The sequence below is a fragment of the Prevotella sp. kh1p2 genome (genome assembly GCF_900111525.1).
Lineage (GTDB): Bacteria > Bacteroidota > Bacteroidia > Bacteroidales > Bacteroidaceae > Prevotella.
This window is the reverse complement of sequence record NZ_FOHY01000008.1, coordinates 60,323-85,757: the sequence shown is the minus strand read 5'-3', so window position 1 is coordinate 85,757 and position 25,435 is coordinate 60,323. Positions and strand designations below refer to the sequence as shown.

Here is a 25,435-nt window from a genome sequence, read left to right as displayed (position 1 = left end):
AGCATGGATTACATCATCATAGTGGCCGGCGGCAAGGGGCTCCGCATGGGCTCCGACGTGCCCAAACAGTTTCTGCCCATAGGTGGAAAGCCCGTGCTCATGCGCACCATCGAGCGCTTCCACGCCTACGATGCGGCCCTGCGCATCATCCTCGTGCTGCCCCGCGAGCAGCATGAGTACTGGCAGCAGCTGTGCCGGGAGTACCGCTTCGGCATCAGGCACACCCTGGCCGAGGGCGGCGCAACGCGCTTCCACTCGTCGCGTAACGGACTGGCGGCCATTCCGGAGGGCGAGCACGGCGTGGCAGGCATACACGACGGCGTGCGTCCCTTCGTATCTACGGAGGTCATCGGGCGCTGCTTCGACAGGGCGCGCGAGGACTATGCGGCCATCCCCGTGGTGCCGGTTACGGACACGCTGCGCTACGTTGGCGACAACGGAGGCGGCCGGAACGTGCTCCGGAGCGACTATCGGGTGGTGCAGACGCCGCAGGTTTTCGACATCGGCCTGCTGAGGCAGGCCTTCAGCCAGCCCTACGACGAGGCCTTTACCGACGACGCCTCGGTGGTTGAACGCCTCGGCTGCAGTGTTGCCATGGTAGAGGGCAACCCCGAGAACATCAAGATTACCACCCCCGTGGACCTCAAAATTGCCGAAGCATTGCTGTCATGCTGAACGTTTTAGACCAGGACATCAAGTATCTGCCGGGCGTAGGACCCAGGCGAAAGGAGATATTGAGCAAGGAGCTTGATATCCGGACGTGGGCCGACTTGCTTGAGTATTACCCCTACAAGTACGTTGACCGCAGCCGTATCTACACCATCGACGAGCTCTCGCAGGACATGCCGTTCGTGCAGATTAAGGGCCGCATCCTCAGCTTTGAGGAGTTCTCGATGGGCGGAAGGAGAAAACGCGTGGTGGCGCATTTTACCGACGGCCACGGCGTTTGCAACCTGGTGTGGTTCCACGGCACGCAGTACGTGTACAAGAGTTATAAGGTAGAGAGGGAATACATTGTCTTCGGAAAGCCTGCGATCTATGGCGGGCGCTTCCAGTTTGCCCATCCCGACATCGACGATGCTGCCTCGCTGCAGCTCTCGGACATGGGCATGCAACCTTATTATATTACCACCGAGCGCATGAAGAAGGCCGGCATGCAGAGCCGGGCCATCGAGAAAATAGAGAAAACGCTGATAGACAAGCTCACCGCTCCCCTGCCCGAGACGCTCCCGCCGTTCATAACGGGGCCGCTGCACCTCATCTCGCGCGACGATGCCTTCCGCAAGGTGCATTATCCCAAGAGTGCCGACGAGATGCAGCGGGCCCGGCTCAGGCTCAAGTTCGAGGAGCTCTTCTACGTTCAACTCAACATTCTGCGCTACGCGAGCGACCACCGCCGCAAGTACCGGGGCTACATCTTCGGGCACGTGGGCAGCCTGTTCAACAGCTTCTACCACAACAACCTGCCCTTTGAGCTCACCAACGCGCAGAAGCGGGTGATGCACGAAATCAGGCAGGACATGCGTTCCGGCCGCCAGATGAACCGCCTGCTGCAGGGCGACGTGGGCTCGGGCAAGACGCTGGTAGCCCTCATGTCGATGCTCATCGCCATCGACAACGGCTTCCAGGCCTGCATCATGGCCCCCACGGAGATACTGGCAGAGCAGCATCTGCACACCATCAAGGCCTTCCTGCGTGGCATGGACATACGCGTGGAGCTGCTTACAGGCATCGTGAAGGGCAAACGGCGCAAGGAGGTTCTGCAGGGGTTGGCCGACGGCAGCGTGCAGATACTCGTCGGGACGCATGCAGTTATCGAGGACACGGTGCAGTTCTGGCGCCTCGGATTGGCCGTTGTCGACGAGCAGCACCGCTTCGGCGTGGAGCAGCGGGCACGCCTGTGGGCCAAGAGCGAGAACCCTCCGCACATCCTGGTCATGACGGCCACGCCCATTCCACGCACGCTGGCAATGACCATCTACGGCGACTTGGACGTGAGTGTGATAGACGAACTGCCGCCCGGACGCAAGCCTATACAGACCATTCACAAGTACGACAGCCAGATGACGAGCCTCTATCGCGGCATCCGCCAGCAGATACACGAGGGGCGACAGGTGTACATCGTCTTCCCGCTCATCAAGGAGAGCGAGAAGAACGACCTCAAGAACCTCGAAGAAGGCTTTGAGACACTGCGCCAGGCGTTCCCCGAATTCAGGCTCAGCAAGGTGCACGGGAAGATGAAATCCAAAGATAAGGAGGAGGAAATGAGGCGCTTCGTGAGCGGCGAGACGCAGATACTGGTGGCTACAACGGTGATAGAAGTGGGCGTGAACGTGCCCAATGCCTCGGTCATGGTGATACTCGACGCCCAGCGCTTCGGCCTTTCGCAGCTGCACCAGCTGCGCGGTCGCGTGGGCCGCGGGGCCGACCAGAGCTACTGCATACTCGTAACACACTACAAACTGGCCGAAGATACGCGCAAGAGAATTGAGATTATGTGCGATACAAACGACGGTTTCCAGATTGCGGAGGCCGACCTCAAGCTCCGCGGGCCGGGCGACCTGGAGGGCACGCAGCAAAGTGGAATGGCCTTCGACCTCAAGATTGCCGACATTGCCCGCGACGGGCAAATCGTGCAGATGGCGCGCGACGAGGCACAGAAAATCATCGACGACGACCCCACTTGTGAAAAGCAGGAATACCAAATGCTGTGGGATAGGTTAAAAGAATTAAGAAAAACCAACGTAAATTGGGCCGCCATCAGCTAACGGACGAAACCTCCCGCATGCTTCTGTTTATGCTACGTCCCCACCACATTGCAACAATTACAAGTATGTTAAATCCTAAATAAAAACTGTTAACTTCGTAACAAAATCGTCATATTTTCGTTATCTTTGCGAAGTCTTTTAATAATTCTCCGAATATTTGTACTGTTCAAGAATTCACGAGAATGAAATAAATAACCTTATTTCATTGAAGACGTAAACCTATCTTGCAATTATGAATTTGAAGAAAACTATTAAACTTTTAGCAATTATCGGGCTTTTCGTTCCAGCTGCGCAACCTGCCGCAGGCCAAGATCTATTGGCCAGGCAAGCACCAGTTGACCGACGAATGAAAGCTGTGGACACAGTAGCCCTGAAAAACCTTATAGACAAAGAGAATCTTCAATCCCCGGCAGCCGAGCTCTACGATGATTGGAACAACAAATACGCACACCGCACCACCGAACTTCCGGACTCCTTCCGAATTAATTTACGCCATTTCTGCATGCCGACCACCAGCCGCGTCATCACGAGTAACTTCGGTTCACGCTGGGGAAGGCAGCATAAAGGACTTGACATCAAGGTATATATAGGCGATACCATCCGCGCCGCATTCGCCGGAAAGGTACGTATCGTAAGGTACGAAGGCGGCGGCTACGGCAAGTACATCGTCATTCGCCATCCCAACGGACTTGAAACAATCTACGGACACCTGTCCAAGCAGCTGGTTGAAGAAGACCAGACGGTGCGTGCAGGAGAAGTTATCGGCTTGGGCGGAAACACCGGACGCAGTACCGGTTCGCACCTCCACTTCGAAACCCGACTGTGTGGCGTGGCACTGAACCCGGCCATTTTCTTCGATTTCCGTAATCAGGACATCACCGCCGACAGCTATCTCTTCCGCCGTAACGGCTACGAACACGAGTCTGCTGAGGCCACCCGCCTGCGCGGAAAGGTTGGAAACGGCGGCTATACCCGCGAGATGGTGCAGGGCACTCCTGCCCAGGACAGCGGCGAACGCATGTACCACAAGGTGGAAACCGGGGAGACTCTCGCCTCTATTGCCGAGAAGAGAGGCGTTACCATTGCCCGTATCTGCGAGCTAAACCATATCCGCCGCAACGCGAGAATACGCCCCGGACAGATGCTGAGATACTCATAAGAGTTCTTCCGAACAAATGCTAAAATAACTGTAATCGCCCGCTTGGATGCAAATTCAGGCGGGCGAAAATCGTTTCAGGCCGTTACTCTCACTTCTTGAGCACTGCCCGAACCACGAACCAGGCGTGCATGGCGAGGGTGGAAAGCCACCCGTAGTGATGCGCCATGAGGCGGAAGCGTTCACGGAGCGAGGCCTTATGGCTGGTTACACTCATGCCCCCGTCCAGGTAGTTGACCACAACCTCGTGCACATACGTCAGCGGCAGCCCCCTGCGGTCGGCCTCTTTCATGACGCGGATGCACCAGTCGACATCGGCCGAGAGCCGGTACGACAGGTCGTAAGGATTGTTGCGGGCTATGTCAGTACGTGCATAGAAAGCCTGATGGCACACCAGCATGCCCCGGCGGAACGACTTCCACGACAGCTGCTCGGGCGGAGCAAGCCTGCGGTGGCGCAGAAACCGCCCCGCTGCATCCACGATGTCGGTATCACCATAGAGCACGGCAGGCAGCACAGCGCCCTCCTCCACGCAGGCAGCAACATGCTTCAGCGTGGCCGGAGAGGGAAAAACATCGCCCGCATTGAGAAACACCACATAGTCGCCCGATGCCCTTTGCAGCCCTTTGTTCATGGCATCGTAGAGCCCGCTGTCGGGTTCCGACACCACCACCACCCTGTGCCCGCACGCTGCGAGGTCCGACTTTTCCTTGTAACTCAGTGCCAGCGCCACCGTATCGTCATTCGAGCGGCCGTCGAGCACGAGATGTTCCACCTTATTATATTCCTGTTCCAGCACGCTGTCCAGGGTGCGCTGCAGCACCTGCCCGGCATTGAACGTGCAGGTAACGACCGTAAACGTAATCATAGCTTGTAGTTCTTGAGTGCCATGGCACGGTGATAGATGTCGATGTAACGGATGGCCACGTTGCGCTGCGAGTAGTTTTTGAGCACCTTGTTCACGGCTGCCCGCGAGAGTGCTGCACCGTCGGCTTCGTCCAGCACCCAGTGAATACCCTGCGCCAAGTCGGCCGAATTCTTGTATTCAGCTACATAGCCGTTCAGCCGATGGTCGATTTCCTCGGGTATGCCGCCCACGTTGAAGCCCACGCAAGGCACGCCGCAGGCCATTGCCTCCATGATGGTGTTGGGCAGGTTGTCCTCCAGCGAGGGCAGTACAAACACGTTGGCAGCGTTGTACACGCTCACGATGCGCTTCTCGTCGTTCACATATCCCAGCGCATAAGCAGGCAAGGCCAGCTGCGAGGCTATCTCTTCCGAGTGGCCGCCGAGGATGGCCACGCCCGTGTCGGCCTTCATTTCGGGATGCAGGGCCACCAGTTTGACGATGGCGTCGATGAAATACGAGCTGCCTTTACGCTCGTCGGTAACGCGCTGCGAGACAAAGAGAATAATCCGCCTCTCGGCCGGCAGCCCCGCCTGCAGGCGCGCCTCGTGCCTGTCCTTGGGGCAGAACACGCGCGTGTCGATGGCGTTGGGCACGCTCTCCACGCGCTGCCCCACGAACAGGGCGCTGTGTTTGGCCTGGTCGCAGAGCCACCGGCTGCACGCCACGAAGAAGATGCTGCCGCACCGGTAGAGCTCCTGCTTGCGCCGCCAGATGCGCGCCGAGAGGTCGTTTGCCGACCCCCCGCCGGGCAGCAGACGGCAGTCGCGGCAGCCGGTGCGGAACGCCGGGCACGCGCGGGCGTAGTGGCAGATACCTGTGGCGGGCCAGAGGTCGTGCATGGTCCACACCACCGGCTTGCCACTGTCCAGTATCTTGCCGATACCGGAGAGCGAGAGCATGCCCTGGTTAATCCAGTTCAGGTGAATGACGTCGGCCTCCCGGAACTCCGGCAGCTTGGTAATGTCGCTCCCGGTGTTGGCTATATCGACTTCGAACAGGTGCCTGCGCGAGAACCGGAGACGCCAGAAGATGCACCAGCGCTCCCACAGGAAGTGCCATCGAGTGGCCGTTCCCTGCGGCAGCCCCACCACGGTAATGCTGTCGGTTTCCTTGTCGCGCACCAGCATCTTGGCCTTCACGCCGTTGTTGTTGAGTGCTTCCATCAGGCGGTTGGCCGCCACTGCCGCTCCTCCGGTTCTCTCGCTTGTGTTTACAATGAGTACCCTCATGGTTCTGTTAGTTTCGTGTAAAGGTACTGCAAAATGCCGAACCGGCAAAGCCTATTTGCATTTTTTATCCGATTACGCGCCCACGCGCCCCCTTGCCGGCCTGCAGAACCGCAAACGAAGGCAGCGACAGGAAAGGCGGCAGATTGTGGTCGCCCACGCAGCATTTTACTAACAGTATTTAACAAAACGGGCAGTAATAGTTACGGTTTTATCCTTGTGTTCGGGCACAGGTCATTGATTTACATCAAGAAAAACGCGTTTTTGAGCGAAAAAGGCATCGAAACTATTGCGCGAAGCAGAATTTCGTCGTATCTTTGCAGTGTCAAAAGGTTAATAGATTGTTTAGGTTAGTAGTAATAGATTTAGGTTTTTAGTTATTAGGTTTTAAGGTAGATTTGATAGATTGTTTAACAGGAAAGCAATGGAAGCCGTGAGGTTTTCATTTACTTAGAAAAGGATTTTTAGTTAAACATAGGGTTACGCCGCAGCTCGTTGAGGGTTGCGGCGTAATTGCTTTTCAGGAGCATGACGCCGGCTTTCGGCGTTCATGCCGGCCGGTGTTTTTCTCCACGTTTCTTGCTCATGCCATTCAAGGCCCTTGAAGATGCCCTTCAAGGGCCTTGAAGCTATCGTTCAGGAGGCTTGAAGCTATGGGTCAGCAATCCGGGATATTTGCAGCCTGTTTCTTCGATGCCGGCAGTATAACCGCCAGGCGTCTGCGGCAAGTTCCTGAAAGGCATCCTCCGCCCCTTCACTTCCACTCTTCACGCACCCGGAAAGAGCATTTGCAGCCTATCTGTTATCCCTTATCTTTTATCTATTATCTATTATCTCCCCCTGTCTCAGCGGTGTTTCTCCTTCCCCAGAAGTTTCCTTACGCGGCGCTGCACGGCTCCGGCTATGCCACCAAAGTTGCCGTGGCGCAGGTTGAGCAGCAGCTCCTCGGCCGAGCGGGCGGCCTTTATCCACGGGTGACCCCATGCGTTGGTGCGGTAGAGGCGCTCCTTGTAGTCCACATTCTCGATGATGTAGCGCGGGTGACGGAGCGGAAACTCCAGCTCGTGGCGCTGCATGGTGAAGATGCGGCGATAGGCCCGCGGGGTGGTCTGCAGGCTTCCGGAGAAGTGGGTGGAGTCGGCCGAGAGGCCGAGATTGTTGATGAGGTTCTTCCGGGGCATGATGGCAAGGCCCGAGTTGAGCAGCATGCTGGCCCAGAAGATGCTCTCGTAATACGCTTTACCTGTGGAGCGGTGCTCGCGGCACATGGGTATGAAGTCCTTGCGGTAGCCCCGCTGGCGCACCAGTGAGGTGAGTCGGAGCATGGCCTCGCGGTCGTCAAGGAAGGCGTAATCGCCCTCCCACCGGTCTACCACGCGCCGCCAGGAGGCCCATCCCCAGATGGCAAACACGCTGGTAAAGAAGTAACTGTCGCTGCAGTCGGGCGTCAGCTCGTCTTCATTGAACCCGCAGACCATCGAGATGCGCTCATCGTGCTCGTAACGGTCGAGCATCTCCTTGCAAAAAGGGAAGAACGACTGCGACGGCACGTCGTCATCCTCCAGCACGATGCACTTGTCAGCCATCGAGAAAGCCCACTTCTGCGAGAGATACTCCGACGGGTCGCAGCCGTAGTTGCGCTCCTGGTAGAGCCTGTGTACGTCGCACTCCCAGTCTATCTGCTCCGCTATACGGCGGCAGGCCTCTATGCCCGGCAGGTCGTTCTCGTTCCTGGGGCCGTCCTGGTAGAGAAAGAGACGGGTGGGACGAGCCTTCTTCACCTCGCCGAAAACACGCCCGAAGTGCTCCGGGCGGTTAAAGAAAAGCATCAGTACGGCTACATCCGTTTTGGCTGGCTGTTTCATGTCTGTTAGCTGTTTTGCGGGTAAAGATAGCACAAAAGAGCGATATTTCAAAATAAACTGCCGTTTTCAACCGAATATTTTATACTTTTGCAGGCGGACAACAGATGAAACGAATGAAGAAACTCATGGCCCTGCGCAGGGAAGAAGTGCCCGTAGCGGTGGCTGCCTTGCTGGTAACGGCGGCGCTCAACGTGCTGCTCGTGCAGTCGTATCCGGCCATGTTTACGCGCGGAGGCAAGTTAGGGTTCTGGACAATCTTCTACAAGCACTTCTGTGTTAGTGGCTTCGATGCCTACTCGTACATCTACCTGTCGAACGAACAGATATACTTCGAGCTCACGCGGCATCCGCTTTTTGCGGCCGTGCTCTGGCCGCTCTACGCCCTCAACCAGTGGCTCATGCCGCTCACGGGCACCAACTGGGCCGTGTATCTCATGGCAGCGGCGCTGGTGCTGAGTGCCACGGCGGCGGCCGTTACGGTGTTCCGCATCTTCCGGCGGGTAATGGAGACGGGCTACGCCGACGCCCTGCTGCTCACTGCCACGTTCTTTTCCTTTGCTTCCATCATGCTCACCGTCATGGTGCCCGACCATTTCTGCTTCTCTCTCCTCATGCTCTCGCTCACCCTCTACATAGCGGGCCGCCTGATGAAGGAGCGCAAGCCGCTCCGCGCATGGCAAACCGCGCTGCTCTTTCTCTTCACGGCAGGCATCACGCTGAGCAATGGCGTGAAGGTGGGCATTGCCTCCCTCTTTGCCAACGGGCGCCGCACGTTCGGCCCAAAGTTCTTTGCAGTGGCCTTTGTGGTGCCCTTGCTCATCATGGGAGCACTGGCCTACGGGCAGTACACGGGCATCATACGCCCGCAGGCGGCACGGAGCGAACGGCTCGAAAAGATACACATGGCCAAAGACAGCAACTTCGTGAAGCGCCACGAGGCCCACAACCGGTGGCTGAAAGCCAACCAGGGCAAGGCCGTAGCTGACAAGCCGCTGCTCAAGTGGACGGATGTAACGACGCCGCGGGGCAAGTCGCTGGTCGAAAACCTGTTCGGTGAGTCGATCCAACTGCACCGCGACTACCTGCTGAAGGATGCCAGCCAGTCGCGCCCCACGTTCGTCGAGTACCGCCACACCTATTCTTATATAGTAGAGTTCGCGGTCGTTGCCCTCTTCGTGCTCGGCCTCTGGTGCGGACGGGGCAGCCGGTTCGTGTGGCTGTGCATGAGCTGCGCGGGGTTCGACCTGTTGCTGCACTTCGTCTTGGGGTTCGGTCTCAACGAGGTGTACATCATGGGCGCCCACTGGATGCTTGTCGTTCCGGTGGCCTATGCCTGCCTGCTCAAGGGCCTGCGGCCTAAGTTCGCCACCGCCACCCGATTGCTGCTGCTCGGCCTCACGCTGTTTCTGTGGGCCTACAACGGCACGCTCATCGTAGGTCATTTTATCCAATAAGCTATGAGAAAAGACCAAGAAAACCTGCGCAAGTACACCTTGCAGAACCTCCGGGCATGCCAACTGAAGCAGCTCTCCATACTCCGCGAGATTGACCGGATATGCACCAAGCACGGCATACCCTACTGGCTCGACGGCGGAACCTTGCTGGGAGCCGTGCGCCACGGGGGCTTCATACCCTGGGATGACGACATAGACATAGCCATGTGGCTGCCCGACGCCAGGCGGTTTGAGGCCGTAGCACAGGCCGAACTGCCTGCTAACCTCTTCCTGCAGACGCCACGCACCGACCCCGGAAGCAAGGAGCCGATTGCCAAGATACGCGACCTGAACTCGCTGTACATCGAGGGCGGCGACCATTTCCAGGCCGACTATGCCAAGGGCATCTATGTAGACATCTTCCCGTTCGTAGACTATCCCGACGTTTCCCGCAAGCTCATTCGCACTCTCTGCAAAGGTATTGCCCGCAGTAACTCCATCTTGCACCACCTGCACGCATACTCCCTGCGCTCTTTCTGCGAGTTTTTCTGGTTCACGGGCATGTACTTCACCTATACTGCTGCATGGAAGCTGGTTTGCTTGTTGGGGCCGAAGACGCGCTGTTCCGACGTGCCCTACCTGAACGGAAGGGGCATCTCGTTCAGCAAGAAGGCCGTCATGCCGCTGTCGAAAATCAAGTTTGAGGGTGTTGAGTTTCCCTGTCCGGGAAACGCGGACGCATATCTGACCGACCTGTACGGCGACTACATGGCCGTTCCTCCGGTCGAGAAACGGGAGTTCCATTCGGTTTTCATCGTGCCCGAACTGGTCAAAGAAGAGCGTTGATTGTGTGCTTGAGCCCTTGCTCAAGCGTGAAGAGGGGGCGCCAGCCCAGCCCTTCAATCCTGTCGGTGCTGAACACCGCCTTGGTTATGGGGGTGGTATTGCCCTGCGTCCCGTCGTCGGGAATATCGAAAACCACCTGCGGTTTCGGCTCCCGTGGAGCCAATGAAGCCACCGTGCGGGCCAGTTCGAGGATGGTAACGTTGGACTCCGGGTTGGCTATGTTGTAGGCCCGACCGCTCTCACCCTTCAGGAGAAGATGCACGAGGGCGCTCGCACAGTCGGCCACATACAGCCACGAGCGGAACTGCTCGCCACGGCTCTTGAGCACGATGTTCTCTCCGCGCAGCACGTTACGGATGAACTGGGCGTACACGCGGTTATCACTCTCGGTGAAGAAGGGCCCGTACACGTGGCACGGCCGGCCGATGCAAACCTCTACACCGTACTGATGGGCATAGCTGATGCACAGCGTCTCGGCCGCGCGTTTGGCCGACGGATAGCACGAACGCACCGCAGCAGAGTCCACGTAGCCGCTGTATTCCTCGCTGAAGGCGCGCCCGTCGCCTTCGCCGTACACCTCACCTGACGACACATAGACGAACTTCCGCAGTCCGTGGGCTATGCCGTAGGACAGCAGGTTGTCAACTCCCATGATGTTGGACCGCATCACTCCCACCGGGTCCGATGTGTAGAGACGGGGCGAAGCGCCGCCGGCAGCGTCGATGATGTAGTCGAAGCAGAGGCCGGAGTCTATCCTTTCGGTCACGTCGAGCATCAGGAGATGGAAACGCGAGTTGCCCTCATAGGCGGCAAAACGAGCTTCGGCACGCCGGCGGTTGCGGCCTCCGGCGTAGACATCGAAGCCTTCTTGGGCCCTCAACATGAGCATATCGACCACGCACGAGCCTATAAGGCCGGTGGCGCCGAGCACCAATACGCGGCTTCCTTGCAGTTTCTCCCACGGCAGACGGAAGCCGTCAACCGCCCTGATATCGGCCTGATAGCCGCCTGTTACTTCAGCCATTCGTCTTTCTCCGTATGTATGAGCGCCTTGAACAGCTCCACGTCCTCCGTTTGCGTGAGCTTCAAGCCGTTGCGTTCGGAACCTGCAACGAGGTGCTGGCTGTCTATTCCGAGTGCCGACAGGAGCGTACAGGAGGCCACGGTGTTCTCTATGTGCCGCTCATCGGCCTCCCGGTGGGCGTCGAGAAGTGCCTTGAGATGATACGTGTGGGGTGTTTGCGTGCGGATGAGCCGCTCTCTCGGGATGGCGATGTTGCGCACGCAGTCGCCCTCCTTCTCCATGATGGCCTCCTTGCACACCATGCCCGTTACGGCATATCCGTACTTGCGGCACTTCTCGATGTTCTCCGTGATGATGCTCTCCGATACGAGCGGGCGCACGCCATCATGCACCAAGACGATGTCTTCATCGTTGCAGCCGGCCTGCCGCAGGCCAAGCAGACCGTTGCGGATGGAGTGCTGGTTGCTGTCTCCACCCTCGAAGACCCACCGGAGCTTTGTGATGTTGAACTGGTTGGCATAGGCCTGCAGCGCCACTTCCCACCCTTTGAGGCACACAACACAAATGGCATGGACGAGCGGATGGCTCTGGAAGGCCCGCATCGTATAGATAATGACGGGTATGTTGTCAATAGTCATGAACTGCTTGGGGATGTCCTGCCCCATGCGGTTACCCACACCGCCGGCCGTAAGTAATGCTATGTTCATAGTGCTGATGATTTACAAGGGCAAAGATAGGTAAAAATTCCGAATGCGCAAAACTTATTCAAGGTCGTATTGCACGTTGTTGTAGCTGAAGATAAAGGGATAGAAGAAGCCCCGCACCAGCCCGCGCAGGCCGCTGACGTTCTTCTTGTAGTACACCGTATGCCTGTGGCGCATGCACAGCCAGCACAGTTTGAAGAGCGACGAGAGCCGCTGACTGAGCATGTAACGGCTCATGCGGTGGGCCAGAGAGAACCGAGGCTCCTTGGTATGGAAGTAGATGTAGGTGTACAGAGCTTTCCAGTTGGGCTTCTGCTGCAGCCTCCGGTAGTTGCCGAAGCCCTGCAGATAGGGCTGGTAAGTGGGCTTCTGCGGCTGCTGACGGCCCAGTTCGGCCATCATGACGTGGCACGCCGAGTCGGCATTGTCACGGTGCCAGTTGAGCGGTTCGTCAACCATAACGATGCCGCCATGCAGCTGCGCGCAGATTGCAAGGCTCCAGTCGTAGATGATGTGGTCTATCCAGTACTCTTGATTCTGAACGAACTCGCGCCTGAGCAGCATGGTGTGGCCGGCGAAACCTACAAAGAGCAGGGCCGGGAGGGCATATTGAGGGCTCACGACGTGCGCATGCAGGGGGTCCACACCGCGCAGATGGGTGGAAAAACAGATATCGTGCGTGCCGATGGCGGCCACCTGGCGCTCTATCTTATGCGCCATCCAGACGTCGTCCTGGTCGCTGAAGGCAACGTAATCGCCCTTGGCACGCATGGCCGCACGCCTGAAGTTGAGGTTGAAACCCACGTTGCGCTCGTTCCGGTAGAAGCGGATGGCAGGATATCTTGCCGCATACTCGCGGCAGATGGCAGGCGTGGAGTCGGTCGAACAGTCGTCCTGAATGATGATTTCGGCCACGGGATAGGTCTGTGCCACGATGGAGTCGAGCTGCTCTCTGACATAACGCTCGCCGTTGTAGGTACACATCACCACCGATACAGTTTTGGTTGTATCCATCAGCTGTTGAATTTCGATTTGATAAAAGACATGCACTCACGCAGTATCTGCGCCCCGGCCAGCCGCATGACGAGATAGTAGAGCGCCGCCGCCACAAGCACGCGGGCCCCCAAGAGCAGCCACAGATTGGCGATGGAGGCCGTGAGCCAGTGGGTAACGGCCATCACTCCGGCGGCCGCGAGGGCAAAGGGAAGAACGTCCTTGAGGAACATAGACACCCTGTAACCGATGAGGCGGTTCACGAAATGGTGCCACACGAAGAGCCACACGATGTTGAGCGCCACGTAGGCACACACCATGGTGCGGATGCCCCAGTGCCAGATGAGCAGCATGGTAACTATCTGCGCGATGCCCAGCGACAGCGTTATCCACAGATAAGTGCCCGACTTACCCTTGCTGATGACCAGACTCGACATGAGCGAATACATGGGCATAACGGCCCCGCTCACGCACAACAGCTGCAGCAACTCTACGCTGGGCAGCCACTTGGCGGTAATGGCAAGGATGATGAACTCGCGCGCCACGAGGCCGAAACCCAGCAGGAGGGGGAACGAGAGGAAAGCAATGAAGCGCATGAGCTTGCGCAGCGCCTCGAGCTGTCGGTCGTGTTCATCGCGCAGGTCAACAAGCACGGGCTGCGCCACGGAGTCTACCATGCCCTGTATCAGGTTGTAGCACTTCGCATTCCACTGGTAGGCTTGGTTGTAGTTGCCCGTTGCGTGAGCCGAGAAATAGTGCCCCAGGAGGATGTTGAGCACGTTGTTGTTGATGTGGGTGATGATGGTCGTGGCCAGTAACTTGCAGCTGAAGCGGAACATGCGGCGCACGGGAGCGAAGTCGATGTGCAGACTCGGCCGCCACGGAGAGTAGTGCCAGTAGAGTGCCGTGTTAACGATATTGTACACGATGGTTTGCGTTGCCAGCGCCCAATACGCCATGCCGGCAAAGGCCATGGCCACACCAACCACGTTGCTGGTAAGCGTTGCCACGATGCCTGCCTTGGCCCGCTGCTTCACCATGAGGTTCTTGAAGAGGTAAGCCGACTGGGCAGTGCTCAAACTGGCAAAGAGAATGGACACGAAAGCATACCGGCACAGCGGCACCAGCTGCGGCAGATGATAGTAGGAGGCTATGAGCGGGGCCGCGAAAAACAGCAACACGTAGAGCGAGGAGCCCACGCTGATGTTGAACCAGAATACGGAATTGTAGTCGTTATGCGTGGGATGGCTCTCGTTGGCCAGTGCAGTAATGAAGCCGGAGTTCTGCAATGCCGTTGCTACCAGCGTGAAGACGGTTATCATGGCTATCATTCCGTAGTCGCTCTGGTCCAGAAGACGAGCCAGGATGATGCCGAACACCAGTCCGATAAGCTGCATGGCGCCGTTGTTCATGGCCCCCCAAAAGAGGCCGCGGGCCGTTTTTTCCTTCAGTGTTTCTGCCATTTACAATTCCAAGTTAACCTTTTCGCCGTTGCGCCTCACGATGCGCGCCGGGTTTCCCACTACGGTGCAGCCGGCCGGCACGTCCTTGTTCACCACGGCGCCGGCCCCTATCACCACGTCGTCGCCTATGCTGATGCCGCCAAACACCACCGCTCCCGTGCAGATGCTCACCCGGTTGCCTATCGTTGGTCGGCCTCCGTGGCCATTGCCCAGCGTAACAAGCTGCAGACAGTAGAAGTCGGTCCCGATGCTCTCCGCGTTCAGATAGGTAGCGTAGTTATGCTCAAAATGGGCACCCGTGCCTATCTGCGGGCACCAGATGTGGAGCGTCCGCTCGGGCGGCAGCAGCCACTTGATGAACGCAGAGCGGTACTCCCCCATCCTGTAATAGAACAGGTTGCGGAACGAGCGCTCGCGTGTGCAGGCCTTGACGAAGTTGAGCACCGAACCGCTTTGGTCCTGCACTTTCACCAGGTCGGCGTCTATCGTCTTGCGGTGCAGCAGATAGAGGGCTATGTGTGGCAGCATCCGGCACGCCGAGGCCGTAAGGATGGCGCATTGAGTGAGTGGGTTCATAATCCCTGATAGTTTTATATCTCAAGCCCACACTCGCTATATCCGAGTGCAGTTTAGCTTATGCAAAGATAAGGTAATTAGCCAACAGCGCAAAATTAATTTGTCAAAAAGGTCAAGAAGGGTGCGATTTCGCGGTGCCGGAAGATACCCTTTCCACTATATAATATATGTAGCCGCTCATAGCAATCACATAGGCGCCAGGGTATCCTCCCCTTAGAAAGGGGAGGTTAGGAGGGGATGACGGAAGCTATTCCTGTCTATCCAAACACATCCACGAGGCTAATTCGTATCCTCCCCTTGGAAAGGGGAGGCGAAGGAGGGGATGACCACATGGCAAGATACAGCAAAGTTGCAGCAAAAATCATCCCTACCCACCCTCCCCTTTCTAAGGGGAGGAAGCCCTGCAACGTGCAACTAAAATGGCTGAAACCGCACTTTCTGCCTTCTATTCGCAAACTATTAAAAATCAACAGATTACAAACTGCGAAGTAAAAGGTGCCTTTCAAGGCCCTTGAAGGGCATCACCAAGGGGCTGAAAGGTATCGTTCAAGGGGCTTGAAAGGCATCTCCGTGCCGCGCGGACATAAAAACATACAAAATAACAAACCATCTCCACCTCCATCTTCCCTATCCAAGAAAACGGCAGCAGCAGCCCTTTCCACATTTATTTTATAGGTATCGGCAATACTCCTCCTGCGACTTCGCTCCATAGCAAGCCATCCGTCAACCGGCAAGAAGATATATACAGATAATTATTCTTAAAAGAGTTAATAATCCGTAAATCACCAACAAAGACTGCCGAACGGAACAGCAGGAGTGCCATAAAATATGTATCTTTGCATTCCGTTTGCGGGGCGAGACTTAGAAACCCCGCGCCCGGTTGTGTTAATAGCACTGCTTTTGGCCGAGCAGGGCGGTTAGTGAATCAGCAGGGCAGCAGAGCAAAAGCCATGGATGGTCTCTTTTAGACTGGAGGCGCCGTGAGGTCTCTGTTACAGAACAATGTATCAAAATGTTTTTTAGTAGTAATTTTTAATTTCAAACATGGACACTTTAAGTTACAAAACTATTTCCGCTAACAAGGAAACAGCTAAGAAAGAGTGGGTGGTAATAGACGCCAGCGACCAGATTGTAGGCCGCCTCTGCTCTAAAGTAGCCAAGCTGCTTCGCGGAAAGTACAAACCAAACTTCACGCCTCACGTAGACTGTGGAGACAACGTAATCATTATCAACGCCGCCAAGGTGCGTTTCTCCGGCAAGAAGGAGACTGATAAGGTTTACACCCGCTATACTGGTTATCCCGGCGGACAGCGTTTTGACACGCCGGCCGAACTGCGCAAGCGCAAGAATGGCGTGGAGAAGATTATCCGCCACGCCGTAAAAGGCATGCTGCCCAAGGGTCCTCTGGGCCGCTCTATCCTCAACAACCTCTACGTTTACGAAGGAACAGAGCATCAGCAGCAGGCTCAGCAGCCTAAAACCATTGATATTAACCAGTATAAATAAAAAGGAATAAAGATGGAAATCATTAACGCAATAGGCCGTCGCAAGAGCGCTGTAGCTCGCGTTTACCTGACAGAAGGTACCGGCAAGATTACTATCAACAAGAAAGATATCGAGACCTACTTCCCCTCGGCCATTCTTCGGTACGTGGTAAAGCAGCCTCTGCAGCTGCTGGAAGTAGCAGAGAAATATGACATCAAGGCCAACCTGGACGGTGGAGGCTTCACCGGACAGAGCCAGGCACTGCGTCTTGCCATCGCGCGTGCACTCGTCAAGATTAACGCTGATGACAAGAAGGTGCTCAAGGACAACGGTTTCCTGACCCGCGACAGCCGTGCTGTTGAGCGTAAGAAGCCGGGACAGCCCAAAGCCCGCCGTCACTTCCAGTTCAGCAAGCGCTAAACAACTGCTGCCTGTCATGCTGTTTGCCGCGCTATATGCCGCATAGCAGCAGGCTCGCTTACCGGACTGACCCGTTTAGTATCTAAACCGGCGGGATTCAAAAGACTACCCGACGGCTGATTCTAACCAGAATTAAAAAGAAAGTAAACAACTAAAAAGAAAGAAGAAAAATGTCAAGAACAAACTTTGACCAGTTACTCCAGGCAGGCTGCCACTTCGGTCACCTGCGCCGTAAGTGGAATCCCGCAATGGCTCCTTATATCTTCATGGAGCGCAACGGCATCCACATCATCGACCTTCACAAGACAGTAGCCAAGATAGACGAGGCTGCCGAGGCCTTGAAAGGCATCGCCAAATCAGGCAAGAAGATTCTGTTCGTCTCTACTAAAAAACAGGCCAAGGACATTGTTGCCGAGAAGGCAGCCTCTGTCAACATGCCTTACGTCATCGAACGTTGGCCGGGCGGCATGCTCACCAACTTCCCTACCATCCGTAAGGCCGTAAAGAAAATGACGAACATCGACAAACTGATGAACGACGGAACATTCTCCAACCTCTCCAAAAGAGAGCTGCTGCAGATTAGCCGTCAACGTGCAAAGCTGGAGAAGAACCTGGGTTCCATCGCCGATCTTACCCGTCTGCCTTCTGCCTTGTTCGTAGTTGACGTCATGAAGGAGCACATCGCCGTTAAGGAAGCCAACCGTCTGGGCATCCCCGTATTTGCTATCGTGGATACGAACTCCGATCCCAAGGACATTGACTACGTCATCCCGGCCAACGACGACGCACAGGATTCCGTGAACGTTATCCTCACCGCCTGCTGTGCAGCTATTGCCGAAGGACTGGAGGAGCGCAAGGCAGAGAAAGCCGACGATAAAGCTGCCGCCGAACAGAGCGAAGAGGCAGCCGAAGGAAAGCGCCATGCACGCCGTGCACGCAAGGATACAACGAACGAAGTTCCTGCCGACGAGGCCCCTGCCGAGGAGGTTCAGGAAGCTGAATAAGCACATATATAATAAGGAGAGAGAGGAGTGAAGAATGCAGGCGTTGCACTCCTCATTGCTCTCTCTTGGTTTTACAACACGTTATTTTTAACTTTCAAAACACATAAAGAATTATGGCTGTTACAATAGCTGATATCCAGAAGCTCCGCAAAATGACCGGTGCAGGTCTTGCCGACTGCAAGAAAGCCCTCACGGAAGCCGATGGCAATATCGAGAAAGCAATCGAGCTCGTTCGCGAGCGTGGTCTTGCCATCGCCGCCAAGCGCAGCGACCGCGAAACTTCCAACGGCTGCGTACTCGTTAAAACTGTAGGTGATTTCTCCGCAATGGTTGCCGTTAAGTGCGAAACCGACTTCGTTGCCAACGGCAAGGACTTCATTGCAATGACACAGGATATACTCGACGCTGCCGTTGCTGCAAAGGCCAAGAGCCTGGATGAGGTAAAGAAACTCGTTCTGCCCAATGGCGACGACGCCGAGACTGCCGTCAAGCAGCGCAGCGGTATCACCGGAGAAAAGATGGAACTCGACGGCTACAACTACCTCGAGGGAGGCAACGTATCCGTTTACGACCACATGAACAAGCACATGCTTGCCACCATGGTACAGCTTGACAAGAACAACGACGAGGCCGGCCACAAGGTTGCCATGCAGGTGGCTGCCATGCGTCCGGTGGCTCTCGACGAGGCTTCGGTTCCGCAGAGCGTAAAGGACGCCGAGCTGCAGGTTGCCATCCAGAAAACCAAGGAGGAACAGATAGAGCGCGCCGTGAACGTAGCACTCAAGAAGGCAGGCATCAACGCCAACCTTGTTGACTCCGATGACCACATCGAGAGCAACATGAAGAAGGGCTGGCTCACGCAGGAGCAGGCCGACGAAGCTCGCAAAATCAAGCAGCAAGTGGCCGAAGAAAAGGCCTCGAACATGCCCGAGCAGATGATACAGAACATCGCCAACGGCCGCATGGCTAAGTTCTTCAAGGAGAACTGCCTTGTAGACCAGGAGTTCCAGTTTGCCGATGAGGACGGCAAGATAACCGTTCAGGACTGGCTCAAGAAGCAAGGCGACCTCCACATCGTGGCTTACAAGCGCTTTACGCTGGCCGCCGAGTAATCGGAACCAAACATTCAACAGGACAGGAGGAAAACAGCAGAGGTTGTTTTCCTCCTGTTTTTGTTTGCGGAATCGCGTGGGGAGGCTCTGATTAAGTCGCGTCCTGCGCCCTCGCTTGCACGCCGTGATAACCGTGCTGCCACCCCTGCCCATTCTTGCAGCTATCGTTCAAGGCGCCCGAAGCATAGCTTCAAGGACCTTGAACGACAGCTTCAAGCCCCTTGAAAGGCATATCCAAGAAAGCCGCTTGTAACTTACAGATACACAACAGGTTAGATGCAAGCCTCACGGAGCTGAAAAGACAGCGGCGTAAGTTATTCGGGCAGCGGGCACTTTTTTCGTGAGAATATTGTATCTTTGTAACCGGAAGCTCAATAAAAGACAGATGAAGATATTCGCCATAGGCATGAACTACATCCAGCACAATAAAGAGCTGGACGGTGCGTTATATAAACCGGAACGCCCGGTGATATTCACCAAGGCCGATTCGGCCCTGCTCAAGAACCGCAAACCGTTCTTCATCCCCGACGACATGGGGCAGATAGACTACGAAACGGAGCTGGTGGTGCGCATCAGCAGGCTGGGCAAGAGCATTCCCGAGCGCTTCGCCCACCGCTACTACGATGCAGTAACCGTGGGAATAGACTTTACCGCCCGCCAGATGCAGCGCGAGCTGAGGAGCAAGGGCTTGCCGTGGGAGCTCTGCAAGGGCTTCGACGGCGCCGCAGCCATCGGCGAGTGGGTGGACAAAAGCAAGCTGCCGGACATCCGGCTGCTGCGCTTCCACCTCGACATCAACGGCCAAACGGTGCAGCAGGGGTGCGCAGCCGACATGCTCTTTGGCGTCGATGAGCTGATAGCCTACATCAGCCGGTACTTCACCCTGAAGACAGGAGACATCCTGTACACCGGCACCCCGGCCGGCGTTGGCCCCGTACACATCGACGACCACATGGAAGGATACCTGGAGGAGCGCAAGGTTCTGGACTTCAACTGCAAATAACAGCCAAGCAAGGCAACGCATGACAAACGCCCGCACATACATTCTGGCAACGCTGCTGCTGCTCGCAGCCACCACTGCCACAGCCCAGCGGTTCTTCAACCTGACTGCAGATGAGGTCAGGATAGACTCGCTTTTGCCGCAGTTTGCCTGCTCCGTGCCCTTGGCCGACGGCTATCAGGACTCCACTTACACCGTCTCGATAGCCTATCCCGAATACATCGACATGAGCCAGGCCGACATCCGGCGCTACAACTCGCTCTCCGGAGCTGCCCTGCCGGCCGTTCCGGCCATCCGCCAGCAGGTCTCCGTGAACCGCAAGAAGGGCGTCTTGCAGGTTTCTTTCTGCCCGCTGGTGTTCCGCAACAACAAGTATCAGATGCTGGTCAGCTTCATGCTCGACGTGCAGTCCAGGCCGCTGCGCCGCTCCCAGCGCCGTGCCGTGGCCCGCACCCGCGGCAACGCGCAGGGCCGCTACGCCGACCACTCCGTGCTGGCTACGGGCAGATGGGCCAAGATAAGGGTGCCCGCATCGGGCGTTTACCAGCTTACGGATGCCCTGATACGCCAGGCCGGCTTCTCCGATTTAAGCAAAGTGAAAGTCTACGGCTACGGCGGAGCCTTGCAGAACGAAACGCTCGCCGCTGCCGACCTTGAAAAGTATGACGACCTGCAGGAAGTTGCCACCTGCACGGTGGGCGGCCGCCGCCTCTTCCATGCACAGGGGCCGGTTAGCTGGAGCAGTCCTTCGGCCACCGTGCGCACCCGCAATCCCTACGCCAACTACGGCTACTACTTCCTCACCCAGACCGATGCAGAACCGCTCACTGTTGATTCGGCTGCGTTCCTGCAATCCTTCTATCCCGCTGCCGACGACTACCACACGCTGCACGAGGTCGATAACTTCGCCTGGTACGCCGGTGGGCGCAACCTGTTTGAGGACAATCCCATCGCTGCCGGCAGCACCCGCAGCTATCAGCTCGCCGTTCCTGCGGCGGCAAAGACCGGCAAACTCACCGTTGCCCTTACCGCCGGGGCGGCCAGCTCGGCCACAGTGGCCATCAACGGCACCACGTTGGGCTCGCTGAACATCACCCTCGGCGAGTACGACAAGGGCAACGAGACCACCCGCACGTACACAGTAAGCAACCTCATGGCCAGCAACGAGATTACCATTACTGCCACTTCGGGCGGTCCGGTGCGGCTCGACTATCTCTCGCTCAGCTTCGACCGGCCCCGCGAAGCACCGCAGCTGCGGTCGGGTTCATTCCCCTCGGCCGAATACGTGTACAACATCACCAACCAGGATCATCATGCCGACGGCCCTGCCGACATGGTTATCGTCATCCCGACATCACAGAAACTGCTCTCGCAGGCCAACAGGCTCAAGGCGTTCCACGAACAGCACGACGGCTTGAGGGTGCGTATCGTGCCCGCCGACGAGCTTATCAACGAGTTCGGCAGCGGCACCCCGGACGCCAATGCCTATCGCCGCTACCTCAAGATGCTGTACGATCGCGCCGCCACCGAGGCCGACATGCCCAAGTATCTGCTGCTTTTTGGCGACTGCCTGTGGGACAACCGTCTGCTTACTTCTGCCAACCGAGGCCTCAACCCCGACGACCTGCTGCTCTGTTTCGAGAGCGAGAACTCCTTTAATGAGGTGAGTTGCTTCGTCGACGACGGCTTCTTCTGCCTCCTCGACGACGGCGAAGGCGCCGATCCACAGGCCTCCGACAAGCTCGACATGGCCGTAGGACGGTTCCCGGTAACCACCGAGGCTGAAGCCAAGGTGATGGTAGACAAGACCATCAACTATGCCCGCAACGCCTCGGCGGGCAGCTGGCAGAACACAATCGTATTCATGGGAGACGACGGGAACTACAATCTGCACATGCAGGATGCCGACGATGCCGCCAACGACATCGCCCTCCGCCACCCCGGCTACATGGTAAAGAAAATCATGTGGGATGCCTACACCCGCCAGACTTCATCCACCGGCAAGACCTATCCCGAAGTTTCGGCCCTCATCAAGCAGGCCCAACGCAACGGTGCTCTTATCATGGACTACGCCGGCCACGGCTCCGAGACGCAGATATCGCACGAGAGCGTGCTGCGCCTGAGCGACTTCCAGCAGTTCTCCAACACCAATCTGCCACTGTGGATAACGGCCTCCTGCGACATCATGCCATTCGACGGAACCGCTGCAACCATAGGTGAGGCGGCCGTACTCAACCCCAAGGGCGGCGCCGTTGCCATGTTCGGCACCACCCGCACGGTATATGCGTACTACAACAAGCTCATCAACATGGCCTATCTGCGCTATGTGCTGAGCCGCCCGGGCGGCCAGGCAATGACCTTGGGCGAGGCCCAGCGCATGGCCAAGAACGAGCTGCTGACCTCCCGACTCGACAATACAACCAACAAACTGCAATACTCGCTGCTCGGCGACCCGGCCCTCGCACTCCACCTGCCGGCACTCGAAGTGGTGGTAGATGCCGTAAACGGCGCCCCTGCCACGCAGGTCAGCACGCTCAAGGCAGGCTCCGTGGTGAAGGTGGAAGGGCATATTGAGGGCGCCAACGACTTCAGCGGCGTGGTGACGGCTACCGTTCGCGATGCCGAGGAGCGCATTGTGTGCAAGCGCAACGACACCTCCGAGACCGACGATGCTTTCGAGTTCTACGACCGGACCAAGACTTTGTTCAACGGAACCGACAGCATCAGCAACGGCCGGTTTGCCTTCTCGTTCGCCGTTCCGCGCGACATCAGCTACTCGGGCGGCACCGGACTCATCAATCTTCATGCCGTGAGCGCCGACCACTTGCAATCGGCACACGGCTCGTTCGCCAACTTCACCATCGCCGGTGGCGGCATTCTGGCCAACGACTCCATCGGTCCGTCCATCTACTGCTACCTTAACTCGCCCTCGTTTGCCAACGGCGGCAACGTAAACACTACCCCCTACTTCGTTGCCAAGATAACGGATGAGGACGGCGTGAACACCACCGGCAACGGCATTGGCCACGACCTGCAGCTCTGCATTGACGGAGAAATGGCAACAACCTACGTGCTCAACGACCACTTCAGCTACGACTTCGGCAGCTACACCTCCGGTTCCACCTGGTACAACCTGCCTCCGCTGGCACCCGGCCGCCACAAGCTGCAGTTCCGGGCATGGGATGTGAAGAACAATTCAGCCGTGGCCGAGCTCACGTTCAACGTGGTGCAGGGGCTCGAACCCAACCTCTTCAGCGTCGACGTGACCGAGAATCCGGCCCGCAGCAGCACCACTTTCATCATCAACCACGACCGCACGGGCAGTCTGATGGATGTAGACATCGACATCTTTGACGTCAGCGGCCGCCACATCTGGACCCATTCAGAGAGCGGAGTGCCCACCGACGGCGCCTATACTGTTAGCTGGGACCTGACCGTAGACGGCGGTCGACGCCTCACTACGGGCGTTTATCTCTACCGTGTACGTGTGGGCAGCGACGGCAGCAAAAAAGCTTCAAAAGCCAAGAAACTCGTCGTCATCAGGCAATAACCGAGCCTTTTGAACGTTTAGAACAATGACTTGAGATGCAAGTCCGTGATTTCCTGACCAAACAGATAGTAATGAACAAACCCCTGAAAATAACCTTCACGGCCCTGTTGGCACTCCTTTCGCTGACCGCAAGGGCACAGAAGGAAGACATCTTCAACCCCGTCCGCACGGAAGTAACATCGCAGATGATAGCTCCCGACGCACGTGCGGCCGGACTGGGTGACGCCGGCGCCGCCACCGACCCCGACGTGAACTCGCAGTACTGGAACCCGGCAAAGTACCCCTTCACCATCTCCCGCGCCGGCGTAGCACTGAACTACACGCCCTGGCTGCGCCAGATAGTAAACGACATGGACCTGGCCTACCTCGCCGGCTACTACCGCATAGGCGACTACTCGGCCGTATCGGGCTCGCTGCGCTACTTCTCAATGGGCAAGGTGTACACCAACATGGGCAACATGGACGACAACAGCACCACCATAAGCCCCTATGAGATGTCGCTCGACGTGGCCTACTCGCTCATGCTAAGCGAGAAGTTCTCGCTCGCAGCGGCCGTTCGATGGATTTATTCCGACCTTACCTACAACTTCAGCGACGACACCTCGCCAGGCTCGGCCTTTGGAGCAGACCTGGCGGCGTACTACCAGAACTACGTTACCCTGGGCCAGCGCGAGTGCCAGCTGGGGCTTGGCGTCAACATATCGAACATAGGCAGCAAGATAACTTTTGGCGGGAGCGACGACAGCTACTTCATACCAACCAACCTGAGGGTGGGCGCCGCGCTCATGATACCTGTCGACGAGTACAACAAAGTGACCATAGCAGCCGACGCCAACAAGCTGTTAGTGCCCACGATGCCCAAGCAGGAGGACGGCGAAACACTGGAAGACTACCAGCAACGCGTGCAGAAAGACTACTACGACGTATCGTCCATCGGCGGCATCTTCAAGAGTTTCGGCGATGCACCGGGCGGTTTTTCGGAGGAACTACAGGAAATCTACTGGAGCGTAGGTGCCGAGTACACGTACAACGACAAGTTTTCCATCCGCGCGGGTTACCACCACGAGAGTGAGAACAAGGGCAACCGCAAGTATTTTACCGTAGGTGCAGGCTTCAAGATGAGCGTCTTCTCGCTCGATGCCGGCTACGTGATAGCCACCGCCAAGAGCAATCCGCTGGACCAGACGCTGCGCATCAGCCTCTCGTTCGATATGGATGGAATCAAGGATATCTTCCGAAGATGACCGCTGCCGCACCCCGGCAAACACTTAGAACAGCATATATGATAAGAGTAGGATTTGGATTCGACGTGCACAAACTGGTGCCCGGACGCGACCTCTGGCTTGGAGGAATCAAGATACCCCACACCACGGGGCTGCTCGGACACAGCGATGCCGACGTACTGATACATGCCATCAGCGACGCGCTGCTGGGCGCCGCCAACATGCGCGACATCGGTTACCACTTCCCGGACACAGCAGCAGAGACGCTCGACATGGACAGCAAGGTCATTCTGCGCCGCGTCACAGCGCTCATAGGCACCAAAGGATACCGCGTGGGCAACGTAGACGCCACCGTTTGTGCAGAGCAACCGAAGATTAACCCGCACGTACCGGCCATCACGGCGTGCCTGGCCGAGCTCATGGGAGTTAGTGAAGATGCCGTCAGCATCAAGGCTACAACCACCGAGCAGCTGGGCTTCACGGGCCGCCAGGAGGGCATATCGGCCTACGCCGTGTGCCTGATAGAGAAATAGCTGGACAGCCGGCTGTTTCTTAATAAATCAAAATTTCTTTTCAGTTTACATGCCCTTACTGCCCGGAACATGCTCTTCCGGGCAGCAATAAGCCGTATTCGGCGGTCTTGGAGGGCTGCTTCGGGAACTTTTGACACTTGTCGC

The 25,435-nt window shown here is 57.0% G+C and carries 21 protein-coding genes; 13 read left to right on the top strand and 8 right to left on the bottom strand.

The window, feature by feature from the left end:
- Nucleotides 1-3 precede the first annotated feature (3 nt).
- The 3 genes from BMW31_RS06280 (at nucleotide 4) to BMW31_RS06270 (ending at nucleotide 3,927) form a co-directional block, all read left to right on the top strand.
- Nucleotides 4-675 (top strand): 2-C-methyl-D-erythritol 4-phosphate cytidylyltransferase, encoded by a 672-nt coding sequence (locus BMW31_RS06280; RefSeq protein ID WP_091822735.1) that lies wholly within the window; start codon nucleotides 4-6, stop codon nucleotides 673-675.
- The gene (gene recG, locus BMW31_RS06275) at nucleotides 669-2,768 is read left to right on the top strand and encodes an ATP-dependent DNA helicase RecG (RefSeq protein ID WP_091822731.1); all 2,100 of its coding nucleotides are present in this window, start codon (nucleotides 669-671) and stop codon (nucleotides 2,766-2,768) included. The genes BMW31_RS06280 and recG overlap by 7 nt, the downstream gene beginning before the upstream one ends.
- A 232-nt stretch (nucleotides 2,769-3,000) precedes the next feature.
- Nucleotides 3,001-3,927 carry a M23 family metallopeptidase gene (locus tag BMW31_RS06270; protein WP_091822728.1) on the top strand — a complete coding sequence of 309 codons (927 nt, stop codon included), beginning with the start codon at nucleotides 3,001-3,003 and terminating at the stop codon, nucleotides 3,925-3,927.
- Nucleotides 3,928-4,015: 88 nt separating this feature from the next.
- On the opposite strand, the gene BMW31_RS06265 is transcribed toward BMW31_RS06270, so the two are convergent.
- From BMW31_RS06265 to BMW31_RS06255, 3 genes are all read right to left on the bottom strand, one after another.
- The gene (locus BMW31_RS06265) at nucleotides 4,016-4,792 is read right to left on the bottom strand and encodes a glycosyltransferase family 2 protein (protein WP_091822725.1); all 777 of its coding nucleotides are present in this window, start codon (nucleotides 4,790-4,792) and stop codon (nucleotides 4,016-4,018) included.
- Nucleotides 4,789-6,063, bottom strand: a complete 1,275-nt coding sequence (locus BMW31_RS06260; protein ID WP_091822722.1) for a glycosyltransferase family 4 protein — start codon at nucleotides 6,061-6,063, stop codon at nucleotides 4,789-4,791. The genes BMW31_RS06265 and BMW31_RS06260 overlap by 4 nt, the downstream gene beginning before the upstream one ends.
- A gap of 842 nt (nucleotides 6,064-6,905) precedes the next feature.
- The gene (locus tag BMW31_RS06255) at nucleotides 6,906-7,925 is read right to left on the bottom strand and encodes a hemolysin activation protein (RefSeq protein ID WP_091822719.1); all 1,020 of its coding nucleotides are present in this window, start codon (nucleotides 7,923-7,925) and stop codon (nucleotides 6,906-6,908) included.
- 113 nt (nucleotides 7,926-8,038) lie between these two features.
- On the opposite strand from BMW31_RS06255, the gene BMW31_RS06250 reads away from it, so the two are divergent.
- Both BMW31_RS06250 and BMW31_RS06245 read left to right on the top strand, forming a co-directional pair.
- Nucleotides 8,039-9,379, top strand: a complete 1,341-nt coding sequence (locus tag BMW31_RS06250; RefSeq protein ID WP_091822717.1) for a DUF6080 domain-containing protein — start codon at nucleotides 8,039-8,041, stop codon at nucleotides 9,377-9,379.
- Nucleotides 9,380-9,382: 3 nt separating this feature from the next.
- Complete coding sequence (locus tag BMW31_RS06245) at nucleotides 9,383-10,204, top strand: LicD family protein (RefSeq protein ID WP_091822713.1); 822 nt, start codon at nucleotides 9,383-9,385, stop codon at nucleotides 10,202-10,204.
- On the opposite strand, the gene BMW31_RS06240 is transcribed toward BMW31_RS06245, so the two are convergent.
- From BMW31_RS06240 to BMW31_RS06220, 5 genes are read right to left on the bottom strand one after another with little or no spacing between them, the layout of a single operon-like run.
- The gene (locus BMW31_RS06240; protein WP_091822710.1) at nucleotides 10,188-11,228 is read right to left on the bottom strand and encodes an NAD-dependent epimerase/dehydratase family protein; all 1,041 of its coding nucleotides are present in this window, start codon (nucleotides 11,226-11,228) and stop codon (nucleotides 10,188-10,190) included. The genes BMW31_RS06245 and BMW31_RS06240 overlap by 17 nt on opposite strands.
- Entirely contained in the window at nucleotides 11,216-11,935 is a 720-nt protein-coding gene (locus tag BMW31_RS06235) for an IspD/TarI family cytidylyltransferase (protein ID WP_091822706.1), read from the bottom strand. The genes BMW31_RS06240 and BMW31_RS06235 overlap by 13 nt, the downstream gene beginning before the upstream one ends.
- 54 nt (nucleotides 11,936-11,989) lie before the next feature.
- A complete protein-coding gene (locus tag BMW31_RS06230) occupies nucleotides 11,990-12,946 on the bottom strand; it encodes a glycosyltransferase (RefSeq protein ID WP_091822703.1) in 957 nt (318 codons plus the stop codon).
- A complete protein-coding gene (locus BMW31_RS06225; protein WP_091822699.1) occupies nucleotides 12,946-14,388 on the bottom strand; it encodes a lipopolysaccharide biosynthesis protein in 1,443 nt (480 codons plus the stop codon). The genes BMW31_RS06230 and BMW31_RS06225 overlap by 1 nt, the downstream gene beginning before the upstream one ends.
- On the bottom strand, nucleotides 14,389-14,964 hold the full coding sequence (locus tag BMW31_RS06220; protein ID WP_091822696.1) for a serine O-acetyltransferase: 576 nt from the start codon (nucleotides 14,962-14,964) through the stop codon (nucleotides 14,389-14,391).
- Nucleotides 14,965-16,008: 1,044 nt separating this feature from the next.
- On the opposite strand from BMW31_RS06220, the gene rplM reads away from it, so the two are divergent.
- The 8 genes from rplM to ispF all read left to right on the top strand — a co-directional run bounded on the left by rplM (nucleotide 16,009) and on the right by ispF (nucleotide 25,291).
- A complete protein-coding gene (rplM, locus tag BMW31_RS06215; RefSeq protein ID WP_091822693.1) occupies nucleotides 16,009-16,470 on the top strand; it encodes a 50S ribosomal protein L13 in 462 nt (153 codons plus the stop codon).
- A gap of 12 nt (nucleotides 16,471-16,482) precedes the next feature.
- Nucleotides 16,483-16,869, top strand: a complete 387-nt coding sequence (rpsI, locus tag BMW31_RS06210) for a 30S ribosomal protein S9 (protein WP_091822690.1) — start codon at nucleotides 16,483-16,485, stop codon at nucleotides 16,867-16,869.
- A 170-nt stretch (nucleotides 16,870-17,039) separates the two neighbouring features.
- Nucleotides 17,040-17,873, top strand: a complete 834-nt coding sequence (gene rpsB / locus BMW31_RS06205) for a 30S ribosomal protein S2 (protein ID WP_091822686.1) — start codon at nucleotides 17,040-17,042, stop codon at nucleotides 17,871-17,873.
- Between the two features lie 113 nt (nucleotides 17,874-17,986).
- A complete protein-coding gene (gene tsf / locus BMW31_RS06200) occupies nucleotides 17,987-18,985 on the top strand; it encodes a translation elongation factor Ts (protein WP_091822683.1) in 999 nt (332 codons plus the stop codon).
- A gap of 385 nt (nucleotides 18,986-19,370) precedes the next feature.
- Complete coding sequence (locus BMW31_RS06195; protein WP_091822680.1) at nucleotides 19,371-19,988, top strand: fumarylacetoacetate hydrolase family protein; 618 nt, start codon at nucleotides 19,371-19,373, stop codon at nucleotides 19,986-19,988.
- A gap of 19 nt (nucleotides 19,989-20,007) precedes the next feature.
- Nucleotides 20,008-23,535, top strand: coding sequence for a type IX secretion system sortase PorU (gene porU / locus BMW31_RS06190; RefSeq protein WP_091822677.1), 3,528 nt, complete (start codon nucleotides 20,008-20,010; stop codon nucleotides 23,533-23,535).
- A 71-nt stretch (nucleotides 23,536-23,606) separates the two neighbouring features.
- The gene (gene porV, locus BMW31_RS06185; protein WP_091822857.1) at nucleotides 23,607-24,779 is read left to right on the top strand and encodes a type IX secretion system outer membrane channel protein PorV; all 1,173 of its coding nucleotides are present in this window, start codon (nucleotides 23,607-23,609) and stop codon (nucleotides 24,777-24,779) included.
- A 38-nt stretch (nucleotides 24,780-24,817) separates the two neighbouring features.
- Entirely contained in the window at nucleotides 24,818-25,291 is a 474-nt protein-coding gene (gene ispF / locus BMW31_RS06180) for a 2-C-methyl-D-erythritol 2,4-cyclodiphosphate synthase (protein ID WP_091822672.1), read from the top strand.
- Nucleotides 25,292-25,435: the final 144 nt, after the last annotated feature.